Source organism: Streptomyces sp. NPDC050508 (genome assembly GCF_040655155.1).
Classification (GTDB): domain Bacteria; phylum Actinomycetota; class Actinomycetes; order Streptomycetales; family Streptomycetaceae; genus Streptomyces.
The window spans coordinates 397,643-414,768 of sequence record NZ_JBFAJJ010000002.1 but is presented as its reverse complement, the minus strand read 5'-3'; the positions used below and the strand labels follow the sequence as shown (position 1 = coordinate 414,768).

Genomic DNA, 17,126 nt, shown 5'->3' with positions numbered 1-17,126 from the left:
GGAATGCGGCTATATGGAACCCGTCTGTTCTGCCGGGCGTCCGGCCAGGCGCTGCTCCCGCAGACTCGCGGCCCAGGACGCCAGGCCCAGGCAGATCGGAGGCCACACCGCCCACCAGGCGGAGGGCCCGGACGTGACGAGGGCGATCCACCAGGCCACGGCGGCCAGGATCAGTACCGTCGGCAGCCGTCGGCGCCAGGCGGGGAGTTGGCTCATCCGGGAGACCGACCAGGCCATCCAGAGGAAGACGCACAGGACGGGGAAGACGAAGACCATTCCGTCACCTTTCCCACGGAGGAGCCGGTCACACCGGATCGGCTGTGTGCGTGGCGAGGTAGGCCGTGATGTCGGCGGGGTCGCGGGTGAGTACGGCGATGTGGTTGTCGGGGCGTATCAGGACGAGGGCCGGGTCGGTGACGCCGTACGCGCGCCGGGCGTGGCCCTCGTGGTCGTGCAGGTCGCCCACCTCGCCGGCGTCCACCGTGAGCGCCTGCACCAGGCCGTCGTGCCCGGCCGCCAACTTGCCCACCGCGCCCGCGACTTCGGTGCCGAAGCCGAGCAGCGTGAACCGTGGGTCGGCGTACACCTGGAAGAGCCGGACCGGGCGGCCGGCCGCGTCGAGGCAGGGGGCGTCGGGGGCGCGGTCGCCCGGGCGCAGGACGTCGCGGTCACCGGTGGTGGCCGGGGCGGCGAGTGAGCTCCAGCGGTAGCCGGTGCCCATGGGCGGCGGGGCTGCGGACTCGATGCCTGTGCCGGGTTCCCTGACCGCCTCGATCGCTCGGTACAGGGCCTCGTTCGTCACGTCGAGGGTCCAGGCGGCGACCGGGAGGCGCTCCTCCTCATAGGTGTCCAACAGTGCCGGTCCGGCCCGGCCGGTCGTCTCCAGGGCGAGTTTCCAGCCCAGGTTGTAGGCGTCCTGGATGCCGGTGTTCATGCCGAGGCCGCCGGCGATCGGGTGGACATGGGCGGAGTCCCCGACGAGGAAGACCCGGCCGACCCGCATCCGGTCGACCATGCGGACATTGGCCCGCCAGGTGGAGAGCCAGGTCGGGTTGGCCAGCCGCACGCCGGGCACGCGTGCGTGCCGGTCGAAGATGCGCTGGAAACTCTCCAGCGACGGGGGTATCTGCCGTCCCGCGTCGTCGAGTTCGGGGCCGGCCTGGAACTGGAAGCGGTTCGTGCCGGGCAGTGGGCACAGCAGGACGCCGCCGCCCTCCGAGGTGAACCACTGGTGCCAGACGTCGCGCCCGATCCCGTCGGCCTCGACGTCACCGCAGACCATCGCCTGCGCCTCGTCGGTCGTACCGTCGAACCGCACCCCCAGTGCCTTGCGGATGCCGCTGCGTCCGCCGTCGCACCCCGCGAGATACGCGGCTCTGATGCGGCCTCCGTCGGCGAGGGTCGCGGTCACGCCGTCCGCGTCCTGCTCGAACCCGCGGACCTCCGTGCCGAGTTCGACGGCGATCCCGAACTCGGCGAGCCGGTCGCGCAGAATCCCCTCCAGCTGCCACTGGCCCAGGAGGACCCCGCTGTCGTAGGGCGCGTCCGGTGTCGGTGCGACGTCCGCGAAGGGGTCGGTGTCCGAGACGTGCACGCCGTCGAAGTACTTGCGGAACGGCAGATGCGTCAGCCCGGCGTCGAGGACGCGTTCGGCGACACCGACGTCCTCCAGCACCTCCACCGTGCGCGCCTGCACCCCCTTGGCGTGCGAGTGGCAGTGCGGGGCCGGGGCCGCGTCCACGATCCGCACCCCCGCACCGCGTCGGGCCAGCTCGATGGCGAGGGTGAGGCCGGTCGGTCCGGCGCCCACGATCAGCACGTCGTCGGTCATGAGGGTCCTCTCGTCGTCGGTGCGTCCAGCTCGTACGTCCATGGAACATCGCCAGACGAGAAAATGCAACCGAGTCTCAGAAGATTCTTGGTCTCATTCAATCCCGAGCCTCACCATCCTGGTAAACTCGCCGGCATGGACGAACCCGCCGGTCTGCGCGAGCGCAAGAAGGAAAAGACACGGAACCTCATCGCCCACGAGGCCCTGCGGCTCTTCCGTGAGCAGGGCTTCGACGAGGTGTCCGTCGTCGAGGTCGCGGCGGCGGCCGAGGTCTCCAAGGCCACCCTGTTCCGGTACTTCCCGACCAAGGAGGACCTGGTCCTGCACCGCTTCGCCGACCACCTCGGCGAGGCGGCCCGGGTGGTCCGGGAGCGCCCGCCCGGCCTGACCCCCACGGCTGCCCTGCGCGACCACTTCCTGGCCGGTCTCGCCGCCCGCGACCCGATCACCGGTCTCAACGACCACCCCGAGGTGCTGTCGTTCCAGGACCTCATCTACCGCACGCCCAGCCTCCGGATCGGCATGCGGCTGCGCTACACCGGCCAGGACGTCGACGCGCTCGCGGACGCCCTGCCGTCCGGCGGCGACTCCGGCTCCGGCACCGCCCCGCCGATCGTGAGACACCTGGCCGCGGCCCATCTGATCGCCGTACAGCAGGAGTTGGGGCAGGAGAACTGGCGGACGATCACGTCGGGGCGGACCGCCGACGAGGCGTACGACGACGCGGTCAGGGCCGCGGAGGGGGCGTACGGGCAGCTCATGACGGGTCTCGACGGGTCTTGACCTGGGCGTGCGCCGTGACCTTCGCACCGGTCAGGGTGGGAAAGGAATTAAGGGCTTGTCGTGTACGCGCGGTGTTTGGGAGGCTCTCGCTCGCCATGACGAGGGGGGGCGTTGATGAGTGAGACGGTCGGGCGGCGGCGCGTGCCGGCGTGGCTGGGGGTCGGGGTGGTCGTGCTCGCGGCGGTCGGTGGAGGCTGTGTCTGGCTGTACCGGGAGGAGTCGTCCCCTCCGTTCGGGGATGCGCGGGCCTGCGACGGGAGCGACCTGAAGCTGCCGGGTGTGATCACCGCCGGGGGCGCGTCGATTCCCGCCGACGCGACCGACGTTCACTACTACACACGCAACGGCAGCGCTCAGGTCACGTTCACGAGCGGGCTGATGAAGGACTACCTGCACCGTGCGGGCATCCTCCCGGAGGGGAAGGACCTGTTCGACAAGAAGTACGGGACGCACGCGGAGGCCGACCCCGAGCTTGCGCTGCCGGCCGGGCTGTGCGGTTCGCCGTTGCGCGGACCCGCCTGGGTGTACCACTCCACGACCGCCAACGGTACTGGTGTCGACGTCACCGTCGAGCAGTCCACGGTGTACGACGACGCGTTCCGCTTCCCGGCCCGGGCCGTGGTCGGCTACACCACGCCCTGAGCCGGTCCTCCGATGTCGGCGCGTGTCAGTTCTGGTGGATGACGTTGTGGCCCGGCCCGCCGGACAGGGTGTCCGTGCCCGTGCCGCCCCACAGCGTGTCGTTGCCGGAGTTGCCGTAGATCGTGTCGGCGCCGGCATCGCCGTAGAGGACGTCGTTGCCCGTGCCGCCGTAGATGAAGTCGTTGCCGGCGCCGCCGTGGATCCTGTCGTTCCCGGTGCCGCCGGTCAGGCTCTGGTTGGCCGCGCCACCGGTGATGACGTCGTTGCCGGCCCCGCCGTCGGCCGCGTCGCCCACGGTGGTGATCGTGTCGTTGCCGTTGCCGCCCTGGGCGATGGTGCCCGCGGCGGCCTTGAGGGTGTCGTTGCCGTCGTCGCCCCAGCCCACCGAGTACTTGCCGAGGGTGAGGGTGTCGTTGCCGGTGCCGCCCGAGACGTAGTTGCCGTCGACGCTGCCGTCGTCGGTGGCCTTGTCGTTGCCGGCGCCCAGGTCGACCGACGCGAAGTAGTACGTCTGGTCGGTCTTGTTGTGGTACGCGAGGGTGTCGTTGCCGTTGCCGAGCGCCAACTGCACGGTGGGGTACGGGTCCTGGCTGTCCAGGGTGGCGACCGTGCAGGAGACCTTGGTGTGGTCCGAGGCGGTGGGGTACGCGCAGCCGGTGCCCGGCTTGACCGTGACCACGTCGTCGATGACGTAGGTGATGGTCGAGAGGTTCGTCGTCGACGCGGTGACGACCACCTTGTTGGTCTGGCCAGCGGCGGCCGTGTAGAGGACCTCGTGACCGCTGGAGCTGAGCGCGGCGGTGGCCGGCGTCGTGGCCGCGCCCGCCGACCCGGCGAGAAGCAGCGGGGCGGCCAGACCGGCGCCGACAGCCAGCGTCAGCGCCGCGGCGGAACGCAGCGTACGGCGACTGAGAGGACGAGAGGACATCGCACAACCTCCGTGGAACGTAAGGGGAGTTGGCGGAAACCGAGGGATTCGGGTTCCGACACCGCGTCTGACCCTCGCTCCAAGGGCTTGGTTGCGCTCCCTTTCGCACGGGTGTCCTGTCACCGCGAATTGTCAGCGGTGGTTCAGCACGAATTCACGCACTGGCCCGCCGAGTTGCTACAACCCTCGCTATGAGGTGCCGGCCAGTTCGTCCGCGTCACGGCGGAACGCCCACCGCAGCTCCGGCTCCATCGTGAACCGGAAGGCCCGTCGGACCGGCGGTGTGCACAGGGCGGTCACGACGGCGGCGGCGACCACGGTCACCGTGATCTCGCCGAGGGGGCCCCGGACCCACGAAGGGTCGTACCAGCCCCAGGACTTGGCGCCCTGTGCGACGAAACCGTGCAGCAGATAGCCGTACAGGGTGCCCGCGCCCAGCGCGGTGAACCAGGTCCGGCGGCGCGGCACCCAGGCGAGGAAACAGGCGACCAGGACCGTCGAGCAGACGAACAGGGCCAGCGTCATGGCGGGCCCCTCCCAGTCGGGCGCGCCGAGTTGCTCCGCGCTCGCGTTGTGGAAGAACCAGACGTAGTCGAACCGCGGGACCGCCCAGTACGCCACCGCGAGCGCGCACACCGCCACCGGCACCGCCAACTGCCGTACCTCCGGCCGCCGTACGAGCTGGAAGTGCTCCGGCTTCAGACACAGGCCGAGCACGAAGTACGGCAGGAACTGCAACACCCGCTGCAGATCGAGGTCGTTGCCGATGGAGGGGGACAGGGTCGCCAGCATCGCGACGGCCAACGCGACCGGCAGCGGACGGCGCACGTGCCTCCAGATCGGCGTGGTGAGCCGCCACACGAACAGCGCCGCCAGGAACCACGTCAGGTACAGCGGGTCCAACAGGCTGATCGCGCGGTCGGGTTGGTGGTCGGTCCAGCGCGTGTAGAGCGTGTACGCCGTCTCGAAGACGACGTACGGCACGACGACTCCGCCCAGCAGCCGCCTGACCTGCTGCGGGGTCGCGCGGAAACTCCGGGAGAAATAGCCGGAGATGATGATGAACGCCGGCATGTGCACGGCGTACACGAGCATGTACAGCGCGGTGACGCTACGGCTGCCGGAGCGCAGCGGCTCCCACGAGTGGCCGATCGCCACGAGCACGATCGCCAGGTACTTGGCGTTGTCGAAGAAGGGGTCGCGTTGCTTCCCGGGGGTGCGTTCCGATGCGGGGGTGGGCTCCGCCGTGGGGGCGGCGGTGGGGGACGGCCCGGTGGTGGCCTGGGGGGAACCGGGGGTCTTGGCGGAGGTGGGGGGAGAAGCACGCATTCGGCGCGCCTGACCACTTCCCGGCGATCCAAACCTCCCGTTTCCCCGTCTCGGCGCACGGGAGCCGTCGTTGAGGAGTTCTTTGCCAGGACATGGGTTTCCGGCGGGAGAGCCCGTCACTAGCGGGAGTTATGGTCCGACCTGCTTGTTCACCCTTTTCACAGGAGCTTCATTGCGCCTCAAGCAGGTCTCGCTCACGACGGCGATATCGGTCGTCGCCGGGCTGACCACCGCAACCGTCGGCCTCGCGGGCTCCGCGGCCTGGGCCGACAGCACGGCGGCGCTGCCGCTGTCCCATTACGCGCACATGCTGGTCGACACCGCTCACCAGCACATCTTCTTCAGCCAGGGCGCCGGTTCGACCGGCATCGTGGTGACCGACCTGGCCGGCACCCCCGTCACCACCCTCACCGGTGAACAGGGCGCCACGGGCCTGGCGTTGTCCCCGGACGGCACCACGCTGTACGCGGCCCTGGCGGACGGTGACGCGGTCGCCGCCGTCGACACGGCGACGCTGACCGAGTCCGCGCGCTACGCGACCGGCACCGGCAGCGGGCCCGTCTCCGTCGCGGTGGCGGGCGGCAGGGTCTGGTACGGCGCCATGGTGGACGGCCATGGTGCCGTCGGATCCGTCGACCCGTCCGCCGCCGCACCGGTCGCGACACCCCAGGCCGTGTTCTCCAACTGGCCTTCCGCACCCCGGCAGCTCGCGACGGGCGGTGGCGTCCTCGCGGCCGGGGAGACCAGCCAGTACGACACCGACGTGGCCACCTTCGACGTCTCCTCCGGCACGGCGAACGCCATGACCGAGATAGCGGTTCCCCCTGGTACGGCGACCGGCTTCCAGGTCACCGGCGACGGTAAGAAGGTGCTGATCGCGGCCACTGGCGACGACGCCCTGGAGGCCTACCGCACGGCGGACATGAGGATGGCCAACCCCTCCGTGTACTACACGGGAGGCACCCCCTCCGGGCCGAACTCGCTCTCCCTCGACACCGACGGCACGATCGCCGTCGGCAGCACCTCGGGCTCGGCGCCCGGCCTGTACCTCTACGCCGGCTCCCAACTCCGCGAGAACTACGTCCCGTTCGCGTCCGGGACACTTGCCCCCGACGGCCTGGAGTGGGGCGGGGACGGCACGACGCTCTACGGCGTCACCCAGGACTCCACGGGCGCCTACACCCTGAACGTGTTGGCCTCTCCCAAGCTCACCGACACCCAACTCGCCCTGAGCCTCCCGGGATACGCGGTCCCCACCAGGGAGTTCACACTCAACGGCACGTTCGCCACCAACGGCTTCGTCCCGGCCGGCGCGCAGCTCCAAGTCACCCGCGACGGCGTCCAGTTGCCCGACGTCACGCTCGGCGCCGACGGCACGTTCGCGGTCAAGGACACCCGGGCCGACGAGGGCACGGACACCTACCAGGTGTCGTACGCCGGTGACGCGACGCACCGGCCCGCGACCACCTCGCTGAAGGTGTACGTGACGCGGCTGACGACCGACGTCGAGTTCCAGGCGTTCAGTTCGGCGACACCCCACTCGGTGGTCCTCACCGGCACCCTCAGCTCGCGGGACCTCGGCACCTTCCCCCAGGGCACCACCCTCCAGGTGACTCGCACGAACGAGGACACCCAGGAGTCGGTCCCCCTCCCGTCGGTCCCGGTCGATCCGGCCACCGGCGCGTTCACGGTCACCGACGCCCCTGACGCCGCGGGGTGGTTCACCTACCGGGTCGCCTTCGCGGGCGACGCGGCGCACCAGCCGTCGGCCAACGAACCGTCCGCGATCGTCAAGCCGTACACCCCGACCCTGACCCTCAAGGCCCCGACGACGACCGTCACGCGCGGCGCCGCGCTGACGTTCGGCGGCACCTTGGGCGACGCCCCGTACACCGCGGGCGAGACGGTCACCGTGTCCCGCACGGATCTGGCCCACACCACAACTCCCGTCACGTGGACGGTTCCTGTGGGCACGGACGGCAAGATCACCGTCAAGGACACCCCGGCGGTCGGCGGCGCCGACACCTACAAGGTCGACTACCCGGGCGACGCCGCCCACCAGGCGGCCACGGCCTCGGCGACCGTCCAGGTGTCCCGCGCCGCGACGGCCGTGTCCGTCACCAGCAACGAGTCGACGTACTCGTACGGCGCGACGGCCACCGTCACCGCCCACCTCGGCACGACGTACAACGGCCGTACGGTGTCGATCTACGCGACCCCGGCGGGCGGCAGGAAGACGCTCGTGAAGACCGCCGCCGTGGACAGCAACGGCAACCTGAAGGCGACGTACAAGCTCACCCACAACACGACGTTCACGGCGTCGTTCGCGGGCGACTACCGCTACGCCCCGGCGACGGCCACCCGTGCCGTCCACGACCGGGTCGGCATCGCGGAGAAGCTGGGCGGCTACTACACCAGCACCACGTACGGCTCGGTCACCTACCGCGTCTACCACCACACGGCGAAGCCGCAGGTGTCCGGCACCGTGTCGCCGGACAAGTCCGGGCAGTGCATGCGGTTCCAGGCCCAGGAGTACTACAACAAGGCCTGGCACACGCTCACCACGTCCAGCTGCTTCTCCATGGCCCCGGGCAGCGTCGGGGTGACCCAACTGAGCCTCACGAACGCGGTCAACCAGAAGTTCCGGGTGCGGACCGAGTACGTGGCCGGTGCGAAGGACACGACCAACGTGAGTACGTGGGGCGGCTGGCTCTACCTGACCGTCAGGACCTGAGCCGGTTCTCTAGCCCTCCTTGGGCCCGGCCTGCTGGATCACCTCGAAGGTCCACAGCGTCGAGTCCGTCGAGGCGGGCCTCGGCCGCTCACCCTGCGGGGAACCCTGCGCTGACCCCTCCTGGGGTGCGCCGCGGTGGGCGGCCTGGCCCATTCCGGACATCCAGTTCTGGAAGTCCTCCTCGGCACGCCAGCGCGTGTAGACGAGGTAGGTGTCGGTGCCCTCGACGGGCCGGAGCAGCTCGAACCACTCGAACCCGTCCGAGCCGTCCACCGTCCCGGCCCGGTTCGTGAACCGCTTCTCCAGCGTCTCGCGCTGCTCTTCGGGAACGGTGAGTACGTTGATCTTGACGATGCTCATGGGCCCATTCTCACAGTCGCCGCCGGCTCGGGTCCGTCGCGGGTCACCCGTCCCACCAGGTCCACCCAGGTGGCCTGGAGACGGGCGACCGGGATGCCGCGGCCGACGTGCAGATAGTCCCCCGTCTCGAAGTCCGCGAAGGCGAGCAGCGCGTGCGCGAGCATGTCGTGGTCCGCGTCAACTCCCGTCTCCCTCAGGAGAGTTGAGACGTGCTGGTGGAAGGCTCGGCCGGTCTCGGAGCCGTACCGGCGTTCGTGGACGACCTGACGGCCCAGCGCGGCGCCCAGGTCCGCGTCGGCGGCGACGCGCTCGATCAGGGCACAGCCGAACGCCGTCAGCCGGTCCCTCGCGGGGGCGCCCGGTCCCAGGGGTGGCGGACCCGAGGTGTACGCCTCGTGGAAGTCGGCCTCGGCCTCGCCGAGCAGGGCGAGCAGCAGCCCGTCCCGGTCGCCGAACCGCCGGAACAGCGTGCCCTTTCCCACCCCGGCCGCCTCCGCGACCTCGTGCATCGTCACGTGCTCGGCGCCCCGCTCGGCCACCAGCCGGGCGGCGGCCTCCAGCAGCCGGACCCGGTTGCGGGCGGCGTCGGACCGTTCGGCGGGGACGTCCTCGGCTGTCACGCCCCGACGCCGCTGAGCTGGGCGAGGACGGTGTCGTAGGAGCCGTTGGCCGCCGCGTCGCGCACGAACCGGGCGCGTTCCACGACGAGTTCCTTCGCGTCGGGTGTCTCGCGCAGCAGGTCGAGGGTCTCGGTGAGGAAGTCGTCCAGCGGCATCGAGTCCTCGTTGTCCTCCTGGTCCAGCATGGTCGTGCGCACGCCCGGCGGCGCGACCTCGATGACCTGGACGCCGGTGTCGCCCTGAGCGAGCTGGACGCGCAGGCTCTCGGAGAAGGAGTGCAGCGCGGCCTTGGTCGCGTTGTAGGTCGGGGTGATCGGCAGCGGGACGAACGCCAGCGCGGAGGTGACGTTCATGACGGCCGCGTCGTCCTTGCCGGTCAGCAGTGGCAGGAAGGCGTACGTCATCCGGATCGTGCCGAGCAGGTTGACGGTGACGTGGTCCTCGGCGACCGGGAGGGAGGCCGGGTCGAGGAGGTTCTCGGGCAGCATGATGCCCGCGTTGTTGACCAGGACGTTCAGTTCCGGATACGAGGACGCCACCCGCTCGGCGGCGCGGGTGATCGACGCCGGGTCCGTGATGTCGAGGGTGAGCGCCTCGATGCCCGGGTGCTCGGCCGTGATCTCGTCGAGGAGTTCCTTGCGGCGGCCGGCGACGATCACCTTGTTGCCGGCCTCGTGCAGGCGCAGGGCCAGGCCGCGGCCGATGCCCGAGGTGGAGCCGGTGATCAGGATCGTGTTGCCGGTCAGTTTCATGGGGGGTCTCTCCTTGAGGGGGGGCTGGCGCTGCCTCGACCGTAGGAGCGGCTTCGCGGGGGCGGGAGAGGAAGGCTTATCCATGGATCGGGGATCCCTGGCTGGGCCGGCGGAAAGCGGCGACGATGGAGATCGACCGAGGTCACGGACGGGAGCAGGCGATGGCGGGCATGGAGAAGAAGGAGCTGGCGGTGTTCCTGCGCCGGCGGCGGGAGGCGCTGCGCCCCCATGACGTCGGGCTGGTCGAGGGCCCGCGCAGGCGGACCCAGGGGCTGCGCCGCGAGGAGGTCGCCCAGCTCGCCGGGATGTCCACCGACTACTACGCCCGCCTGGAGCAGCAGCGCGCCCCGCAGCCCTCCGTGCAGATCACCACCGCCCTCGCACGGGCCCTACGGCTCACCCCGGACGAGCGCGATCACCTCTTCGCCCTCATCGGCCACAACGCCCCGGTCCGCTTCCAGCGCTCCGAGCACGTCAGCCCGGCCCTGCTGCGGGTCCTGGAGCGGCTGAACGACGACACCCCGGCGATCGTGCTGACCGACATGGCCGACACCCTCGCCATGAACCCGATCGCCACCGCGCTGCTGGGCGACCAGACCCGCCACACGGGCCTGGCCCGCAGCGCCTACTACCGCTGGTTCACCGACCCCACCGACCGGCTGGTGTACCCGGAGGAGGACCACCCCCGGCACAGCCGTACCCAGGCGGCCCGGCTGCGCGCCGCGCTCACGGCCGGCGGCAGCGACCCGCGGGCGGCCCGGATCGTCGCCGAACTGACGGAACGCAGCCCGGAGTTCGTCCAGGTGTGGGAACTCCAGGAGGTCGCCCAGCGCTACGGCGAGAGCAAGACGATCCTGCACCCCTCCCTCGGCCGTATCGACGTCGACGCCCAGGTCCTGTTCACCGAGAACCGCGCGCAGACCCTGGTCGTCATGACCGCCCGCCCCGGCACGGAGAGCCAGGGCAAGCTCGAACTGCTCTCCGTCATAGGGCACCAGCAACTCACGCCCTGACCTCACGCTTTGACGCGTCGGGCCCGCCCGTCCTCGCGGAACGTGCGCCGGTACGTCTCCGGCGGCACCCCCAGCACCCGGTTGAAGTGGCGGCGCAGGGTCGCCCCGCTGCCCAGGCCGCAGCGGGCGGCGACCTGGTCGATGCCCTGGTCGGTCTGTTCGAGCAACTCCTGGGCGCGGTTGACCCGTTGGACCAACAGCCACTGCAGGGGGCTGGTGCCGGTGACCGCGTGGAAGCGGCGGGTGAGGTTGCGGGGGCTCATGGCGGCGTGCCGGGCGAGGTCGGTGACGGTGAGCGGTTCGTCGAGGCGGGCCGTCGCCCAGGCCAGCAGCTCGGTGAGGGCGTGCTCCGGCCCGTCGGACACCGGCGCGGGGATGAACTGGGCCTGCCCGCCCAGCCGGTGGGGCGGAACGACCAGGGTACGGGCGAGCGTGTTCGCCACCGCCGCGCCGTGGTCGGTGCGTACGACGTGCAGGCACAGGTCCATCGCCGCCGACTTGCCCGCCGAAGTGAGCACGCTGCCCTCGTCGACGTAGAGCACGTCGGGTTCGACCTCGACCAGGGGATGGCGGGCGGCCAGGACATCGGTGTGCGCCCAGTGCGTGGTGGCGCGCCGCCCGTCCAGCAGTCCGGCGGCGGCCAGTACGAAGGCGCCCGTGCAGAGCGAGACGACCCGGGCGCCCGCGTCGTGCGCCGCCCGAACCGCCTTCACCAGTGCGGTGGTTGGCTCCTCGTCGACGTCGTGGCAGGCCGGGACGACGACCGTGTCGGCGGTGGCGAGCGCGTCGAGTCCCTGCCGGGTGTCGGCCCGTAGCCAGCCCCCGACACCGGCGGCGGCCGGACCGCACACGGTCAGCTCGTACCAGGGCTCGGCGATGCCCCGGTCCACGCCGAACACCTCGTAGGCGGAGGCGAGTTCGAAGAGCGGGGTGCCGTCCGCGACGGCCAGGGCCACCGTATGCCGGTCCTTGTGCATGTCCGAAACTGTACGGGCAGTGGCATTCCAGCCACTGGAGGGCGGAGCGGCTACGCCCGATGCTTGTGCCATGACCGATCACCGCACGCAGCCGACCATGTCGCCCACGACGCCCGCAACTCCCGCCCGTGTCACCGTCATCGGCGCCTACGGCCACACCGGCCGCTTCGTCGTCGCGGAACTCCGTCGCCGTGGCCTCGTCCCGATCCTGTCGGGCCGCGACCCCCAACGGCTCGCCGCGCTCGGGGAGTTGTACCCGGAGCTGGAGACCCGCCCGGCCACGGTCGACGACCCCGGCTCGCTCGACCGTGCCCTCGTGGGCGCGGCAGCGGTGATCAACTGCGCGGGCCCGTTCGCCTCGACGGCGGCCCCGGTGATCGAGGCGGCGCTGCGGGCCGGGATCCCGTATCTCGATGTGACGGCCGAGACCGAGGTGGTCCTGGACACGATCGCCGCCTACGGCGACCGCGCCCGCGAGGCCGGCGGCCTCGTCGTCCCCGCGGTGGCGTTCTACGGCGGTCTCGGCGACCTCCTCGCGACGGCCGCGGTCGGCGACTGGAAGACCGTCGACCGGATCGGCATCGCCTACGCGCTCAGCGACTGGCGGCCCACCGACGGCACACGGGTGACGGGACAGGTGTCGGCGGGCCGCCGTTCGGGCGGGCGCATCCTCTACGCGGACGGCCGCCTGCAGACCCGGGCCGGCGCCGCGCCGCTCGCCGACTGGACGTTCCCGGACCCCGTAGGAACCCGGCCCGTGGTCGGCGAGTTCACCATGGCCGACAGCGCCACGATCCCAACTCACCTCTCCGTACCCGACATTGACACCTGCATGACGGTCTCCGCGGTGGAGGACCTGCGCTCCGCCGACACGTCGGGACCCGTCGCCGTGGACGAGTCGGGGCGCTCGGCGCAGACGTTCCTCGTCGAGGTCGTGGCGACACGGGACGGCGAGACGCGCCGTGCCGTCGCCTCCGGGCAGGACATCTACGCGGTCACGGCACCCCTGGTCGCGGAGGCGACCTGCCGTGTCCTCGCCGACCCGCACCGGCCGTCCGGGGTGGTCACCGCCGGTGCCCTCGCGGACGCCCGCGACTTCCTCACCGCGCTGGCACCGGGGCACTTGACGCTCGACTTCACGAACTGACGGGACCTCGGGGGCGGTTGTGTGCGTCGAACGGCGGCCCCCGACCGCCCTCTTTCGGGTGATCTACGAACGGCTCATCAGCCGTAACGTTTCCTCACCACACTCGCTGAGCTGCACTTTTGTGGAAAACGGGCCGGAACTGTTCACGTGTTCGGATCGCGTCACGCCCCCTACCTGATCTTGATCCGATCTACAGTCGTGCCGCTCGTCCAAGATCACTTCCCATTGAGGCGTGTGTGACCCTTCGACTGCCTTGCGCAGCCCCCCTCTTGAAGACGCCGCCGACGGCTGTCCTGGAGGGCATCGCCGGTTTCGTCCCCCCGGACGCGGTGGCGAACGACGCCCTGCCCGCCGCGTGGGGTGTCGACGACGCCTGGGTCCGCAGACGCACCGGCATCGCCGAACGCCGCCGCGCGGCACCCGGAGTGGCCACCGGCGATCTCGCGCTGGAGGCGGCCCGCCAGGCACTGGCGGTCGCCTGCCGTCCGCTCGTGGACGCGGTGATCGTCGCCACCTCCACACCGGACCGGCCGATGCCGGCCATGGCACCCCGGCTCGCCACCCGCCTCGGCCTCGGCGGGAGCGCCGCCTGGGACGTGTCCGCCGCGTGCAGCGGATTCGTCTACGGCCTCGCCGCCGCCGTCGGCGCCCTGGCCTCGGGGTGTGCCGACCGTGTCCTGCTGGTCGCGGCCGAGGTGTACTCGACGCTGCTCGACCCGCAGGATCGTTCCGCCGGAATCGTGTTCGGCGACGGCGCCGCGGCGGTGGTCCTACGGCGCGGCGAGCGGGACGAGCCCGGTGGCGTACTGGCGCTGGACCTCGGCAGCGACGGCTCGGGCCACGACCTGATCCAGGTGCCCGGCGGCGGTGCGCTGGAACGCTCCCGGCCGGGCGAGTACGGCCCGGACGACCGCTACTTCCGTATGCGGGGACGTGACGTGTTCCAGCATGCGATCACCCGTATGACCCAGTCCGCCCACACCGTGCTCAAGCGCGCGGACTGGGCGGTCGAGGATGTGGACCGGTTCTGCGCCCATCAGGCGAACGCCCGCATCCTGTCCGCCGTCGGCGACCGCATCCCGGTACCCGGCGAACGGCATGTCACCAACATCGCCCGCGTCGGCAACACCGGCGCCGCGTCCATCCCGCTGGCCCTGGCCGACGCCGCCGCGCGGGACGAACTCCGTGCCGGGGAACGGGTGTTGCTGACCGCCTTCGGTGCCGGACTCACCTGGGGCTCGGCGGCCCTGGTGTGGCCGGAACTGCCGACCGTGCCCCGGATCGACGATCTCGACCCGGCCGTACGGATCCCGGTCGCCTGAGACCTCTGAGATCTCCGAGGCCTCCGAGACCTCGCCTGTCCCCAGGTGTTTCTGTCGTTCCCCGCTCATCGGTGTCCACCGCTCAAGAAACAGGTCGGATGCCCTTGTTCCGAAACTCCGCTCTCCCCGTCGAAAGGAACGCCATGTCCCCCGTCCAGACCGCCGTGACCGCCGTACTCACCCAGAAGTTCGAGGTCAGCCCCGAGGACATCCGCCCGGAGGCCACCCTGGAGAGCCTCGATCTCGACTCCCTCGCGCTGGCCGAACTCGCCCTGGCGCTCCAGGAGGAGCTGGGGGTTCACGTGGCGGAGGAAGAGGCCGCCAAGCACAGCACCGTGGGCGGGCTCGTCGCCGCGCTGAACGCCAAGCGGCCGTGACGCCGGCACCCTGCGCACCCGTCTCCGTCACCGGCCTGGGGCTCATCACCCCGGCCGGGGTCGGCCGTGAGGCGACCTGGGAGGGGGTCCTGAGCGGGCGTTCCACCGCGGCCACGGATCCCGAACTCAAGGGCTGTGCCGTCGACTTGTCCTGCCGTGTCCCGGCCATGACCCCGGAACAGGCCCGGATCGGCGGCGGCAAGGCCTGGCGCATGGGCCGGTTCAGCCAACTCGCCGTGCTGGCCGCGCGCGAGGCGGTCGCCGACGCCGGGCTCGACCCCGCCGGGTGGGACGGCGCACGGGTCGCCGTGGTGATCGGCTCGGGGCTGGCCGGAGCCGCCCACCTGGAGGACCAGACCCTCCGCCATCACCAGGGCGGTCCCGAGCTGGTGTCGCCCGCGCTCGTGCCCATGCTGATCTCCAACATGGCCGCCGGGGAAGTGCTGTTGGACCTCGGCGCCCATGGTCCGTCCCTGGCGACCGAGACCGCCTGCGCGTCCGGGGCCAGTGCCCTGGCCGTCGCACGGGGGCTGCTGCTCGCCGGGCTGTGCGACATCGCGGTGGCGGGCGGCGCGGAGGCGGCCGTCACCCCGGTGATCACCTCCGGCTTCCACCGGATGGGCGCGCTGTCGTCCCGCGTCGACGAACCCGGCCTGGCCTCACGGCCGTTCGCGGCGGACCGGGACGGGTTCGTGATCTCCGAGGGCGCCGCGATCCTCGTCCTGGAACGGGAGGCGGACGCGCGCGCCCGTGGACAGCGGCGGTACGCGCGGCTCGCGGGGGCCGGTCAGACGTCCGACGCACATCACCCGACCGCCCCTGCTCCAGGGGGAGTTCACGCGGAGTCGGCGTTGCGGTCGGCGCTCGCGGAGGCGGGGCTGCGCCCGGCGGACGTCGATCACGTCAACGCGCACGGCACCTCGACGCCGCTCAACGACCTGACCGAGGCGGAGTTGATCGCGCGGGTGCTGCCGCACCGGCCGAGTGTCACCGCCGCCAAGGGAGTTCTCGGGCACGGTCTCGGCGCGGCCGGTTCGATCGAGGCGGCGCTCACCGCCCTGACCGTGCACCGCTCCACCGTCCCGCCGATCGCCAACCTCACCCCGGACAACCTCCTCTTCGACCTGGACTGCGTGACGGGCGAGCCCCGCGAGCAGCGCGTCCGGGCCGCCGTAAGCCACTCCTTCGGGTTCGGCGGGCACAACGTGGTGCTGCTCTTCACCGCCGAGGACTGAACCGAGGACTGACGAGAATTCAGGAAGGACCGATGAGCGTTCACAGCAGCATCGTTCACGCCACCGTCCACATCCCCGAGGGACGCCAGAGCGTGGCCGCCGTGGAGGACCGTTTCCGGGCGGGCAGCCCCGCCGTACCGCTGTCGCGCGGGGTGCTCCAGCGGATGTACGGGCTGGCCGAGCGCACCGTGGCCGACGACCTGGAGCAGCCCTCCGACCTGGCCGTGCACGCGGCCCGGCGCCTGTTCGAGGACACCGGCACCGACCCGGGCGGCGTCGACCTGCTCCTCTACGCCGGGATCCTCGCCGACATGGAGGAGCCGGCCACCGCCCATGTCGTCGCCGACAAACTGGGCCTGGGCTGCCCGGTGTTCGACCTGAAGAACGCCTGCAACGGAGTTCTCAACGCGCTGGAGGTCGCCGACTCGTTCATCCGCAGCGGGCAGTACCGCCGGGTGCTGGTGACCACCGCCGAGGTCAGCACCAGGGAGAGCCGTTGGCAGGTGGACGACCCGGCCGACCTGCTGACCGCGCTGCCCAGCCTCAGCACCGGTGACATGGGCTCGGCGCTGCTGGTGGAGGCGGGTGACCGGCCCGGCATCCTCGGTTCGCGGTTCTTCGCCAACTCCTGGGGCTGGCGGGCGGCGACCCTGCCCAACCCGTACGCACAACACCGGCGGCTCGGCCATCTCCGGATCGACTCCGCGCAGTTGGTGGGCTCCTTCGACGGGCTGCCCGGCAAAGTGCGGGGCGCGCTGCGGGAGTTGGGCGTCCAGGGCGACGACCTCGACCTCGTCTGTGTGCATCAGCCGTCGGTGCCGTTCACCAAGGTCGTCTGCGACTGGGTGGGCGTGGACCCGGCCCGCATCCTGGCCACCTTTCCCACCCACGGCAACGTGGCGACCAACACCATCCCGCTCCAGCTGGCCGCCGCCCTCGACAGTGGACGTCTCCAACGCGGCGACCTGGTGGGCATGTTCGGCTTCGCGAGCGGGGCGAGTGCGGGGGTGGTCGTGTGCCGCTGGTGAACCACGACAGCTTCCAAGTCCCCGGCACCGCAAGAAGGTGAGATCGCC

Annotated in this window: 17 protein-coding genes; 9 read left to right on the top strand and 8 right to left on the bottom strand. The window is 71.3% G+C overall.

The window, feature by feature from the left end; translation table 11 throughout:
• Positions 1–9: 9 nt before the first annotated feature.
• Positions 10–276: a hypothetical protein gene (locus AB0I69_RS07030; protein ID WP_363094538.1), complete on the bottom strand. Its 267-nt coding sequence runs from the start codon at positions 274–276 to the stop codon at positions 10–12.
• A 28-nt stretch (positions 277–304) separates the two neighbouring features.
• Positions 305–1,831, bottom strand: coding sequence for an FAD-dependent oxidoreductase (locus AB0I69_RS07025; RefSeq protein ID WP_363094537.1), 1,527 nt, complete (start codon positions 1,829–1,831; stop codon positions 305–307).
• A gap of 135 nt (positions 1,832–1,966) precedes the next feature.
• Here AB0I69_RS07025 and AB0I69_RS07020 point away from each other — a divergent pair, with 135 nt between their 5' ends.
• Entirely contained in the window at positions 1,967–2,614 is a 648-nt protein-coding gene (locus AB0I69_RS07020; protein WP_363094536.1) for a TetR family transcriptional regulator, read from the top strand.
• A 114-nt stretch (positions 2,615–2,728) separates the two neighbouring features.
• A complete protein-coding gene (locus tag AB0I69_RS07015) occupies positions 2,729–3,256 on the top strand; it encodes a hypothetical protein (protein WP_363094535.1) in 528 nt (175 codons plus the stop codon).
• Between the two features lie 25 nt (positions 3,257–3,281).
• Here the strand turns inward: AB0I69_RS07015 and AB0I69_RS07010 are convergent, their stop codons facing one another.
• Both AB0I69_RS07010 and AB0I69_RS07005 read right to left on the bottom strand, forming a co-directional pair.
• A complete protein-coding gene (locus AB0I69_RS07010) occupies positions 3,282–4,184 on the bottom strand; it encodes a calcium-binding protein (protein ID WP_363094534.1) in 903 nt (300 codons plus the stop codon).
• Positions 4,185–4,373: 189 nt separating this feature from the next.
• Positions 4,374–5,513: an acyltransferase family protein gene (locus tag AB0I69_RS07005; RefSeq protein WP_363094533.1), complete on the bottom strand. Its 1,140-nt coding sequence runs from the start codon at positions 5,511–5,513 to the stop codon at positions 4,374–4,376.
• Positions 5,514–5,685: 172 nt separating this feature from the next.
• Here AB0I69_RS07005 and AB0I69_RS07000 point away from each other — a divergent pair, with 172 nt between their 5' ends.
• Positions 5,686–8,247 (top strand): hypothetical protein, encoded by a 2,562-nt coding sequence (locus tag AB0I69_RS07000; RefSeq protein WP_363094532.1) that lies wholly within the window; start codon positions 5,686–5,688, stop codon positions 8,245–8,247.
• A gap of 9 nt (positions 8,248–8,256) precedes the next feature.
• On the opposite strand, the gene AB0I69_RS06995 is transcribed toward AB0I69_RS07000, so the two are convergent.
• The 3 genes from AB0I69_RS06995 to AB0I69_RS06985 are packed head-to-tail and all read right to left on the bottom strand — an operon-like array spanning position 8,257 to position 9,979.
• Complete coding sequence (locus AB0I69_RS06995) at positions 8,257–8,607, bottom strand: antibiotic biosynthesis monooxygenase (RefSeq protein ID WP_363094531.1); 351 nt, start codon at positions 8,605–8,607, stop codon at positions 8,257–8,259.
• Positions 8,604–9,227 (bottom strand): helix-turn-helix domain-containing protein, encoded by a 624-nt coding sequence (locus AB0I69_RS06990; RefSeq protein WP_363094530.1) that lies wholly within the window; start codon positions 9,225–9,227, stop codon positions 8,604–8,606. The genes AB0I69_RS06995 and AB0I69_RS06990 overlap by 4 nt, the downstream gene beginning before the upstream one ends.
• Positions 9,224–9,979 carry an SDR family NAD(P)-dependent oxidoreductase gene (locus tag AB0I69_RS06985; protein WP_363094529.1) on the bottom strand — a complete coding sequence of 252 codons (756 nt, stop codon included), beginning with the start codon at positions 9,977–9,979 and terminating at the stop codon, positions 9,224–9,226. The genes AB0I69_RS06990 and AB0I69_RS06985 overlap by 4 nt, the downstream gene beginning before the upstream one ends.
• Positions 9,980–10,149: 170 nt before the next feature.
• Between AB0I69_RS06985 and AB0I69_RS06980 the strand changes: the two genes are divergently transcribed.
• A complete protein-coding gene (locus tag AB0I69_RS06980; RefSeq protein ID WP_363095017.1) occupies positions 10,150–10,992 on the top strand; it encodes a helix-turn-helix transcriptional regulator in 843 nt (280 codons plus the stop codon).
• 2 nt (positions 10,993–10,994) lie between these two features.
• On the opposite strand, the gene AB0I69_RS06975 is transcribed toward AB0I69_RS06980, so the two are convergent.
• Positions 10,995–11,969 carry a helix-turn-helix domain-containing protein gene (locus tag AB0I69_RS06975; RefSeq protein ID WP_363094528.1) on the bottom strand — a complete coding sequence of 325 codons (975 nt, stop codon included), beginning with the start codon at positions 11,967–11,969 and terminating at the stop codon, positions 10,995–10,997.
• Positions 11,970–12,039: 70 nt separating this feature from the next.
• Between AB0I69_RS06975 and AB0I69_RS06970 the strand changes: the two genes are divergently transcribed.
• From AB0I69_RS06970 to AB0I69_RS06950, 5 genes are all read left to right on the top strand, one after another.
• Entirely contained in the window at positions 12,040–13,116 is a 1,077-nt protein-coding gene (locus tag AB0I69_RS06970; RefSeq protein WP_363094527.1) for a saccharopine dehydrogenase NADP-binding domain-containing protein, read from the top strand.
• Between the two features lie 236 nt (positions 13,117–13,352).
• The gene (locus AB0I69_RS06965) at positions 13,353–14,438 is read left to right on the top strand and encodes a beta-ketoacyl-ACP synthase 3 (protein WP_363094526.1); all 1,086 of its coding nucleotides are present in this window, start codon (positions 13,353–13,355) and stop codon (positions 14,436–14,438) included.
• A 143-nt stretch (positions 14,439–14,581) separates the two neighbouring features.
• A complete protein-coding gene (locus tag AB0I69_RS06960; protein WP_363094525.1) occupies positions 14,582–14,815 on the top strand; it encodes a phosphopantetheine-binding protein in 234 nt (77 codons plus the stop codon).
• Positions 14,812–16,050 carry a beta-ketoacyl-[acyl-carrier-protein] synthase family protein gene (locus AB0I69_RS06955; RefSeq protein WP_363094524.1) on the top strand — a complete coding sequence of 413 codons (1,239 nt, stop codon included), beginning with the start codon at positions 14,812–14,814 and terminating at the stop codon, positions 16,048–16,050. The genes AB0I69_RS06960 and AB0I69_RS06955 overlap by 4 nt, the downstream gene beginning before the upstream one ends.
• 32 nt (positions 16,051–16,082) lie before the next feature.
• Positions 16,083–17,078: a 3-oxoacyl-[acyl-carrier-protein] synthase III C-terminal domain-containing protein gene (locus AB0I69_RS06950; RefSeq protein WP_363094523.1), complete on the top strand. Its 996-nt coding sequence runs from the start codon at positions 16,083–16,085 to the stop codon at positions 17,076–17,078.
• Positions 17,079–17,126: the final 48 nt, after the last annotated feature.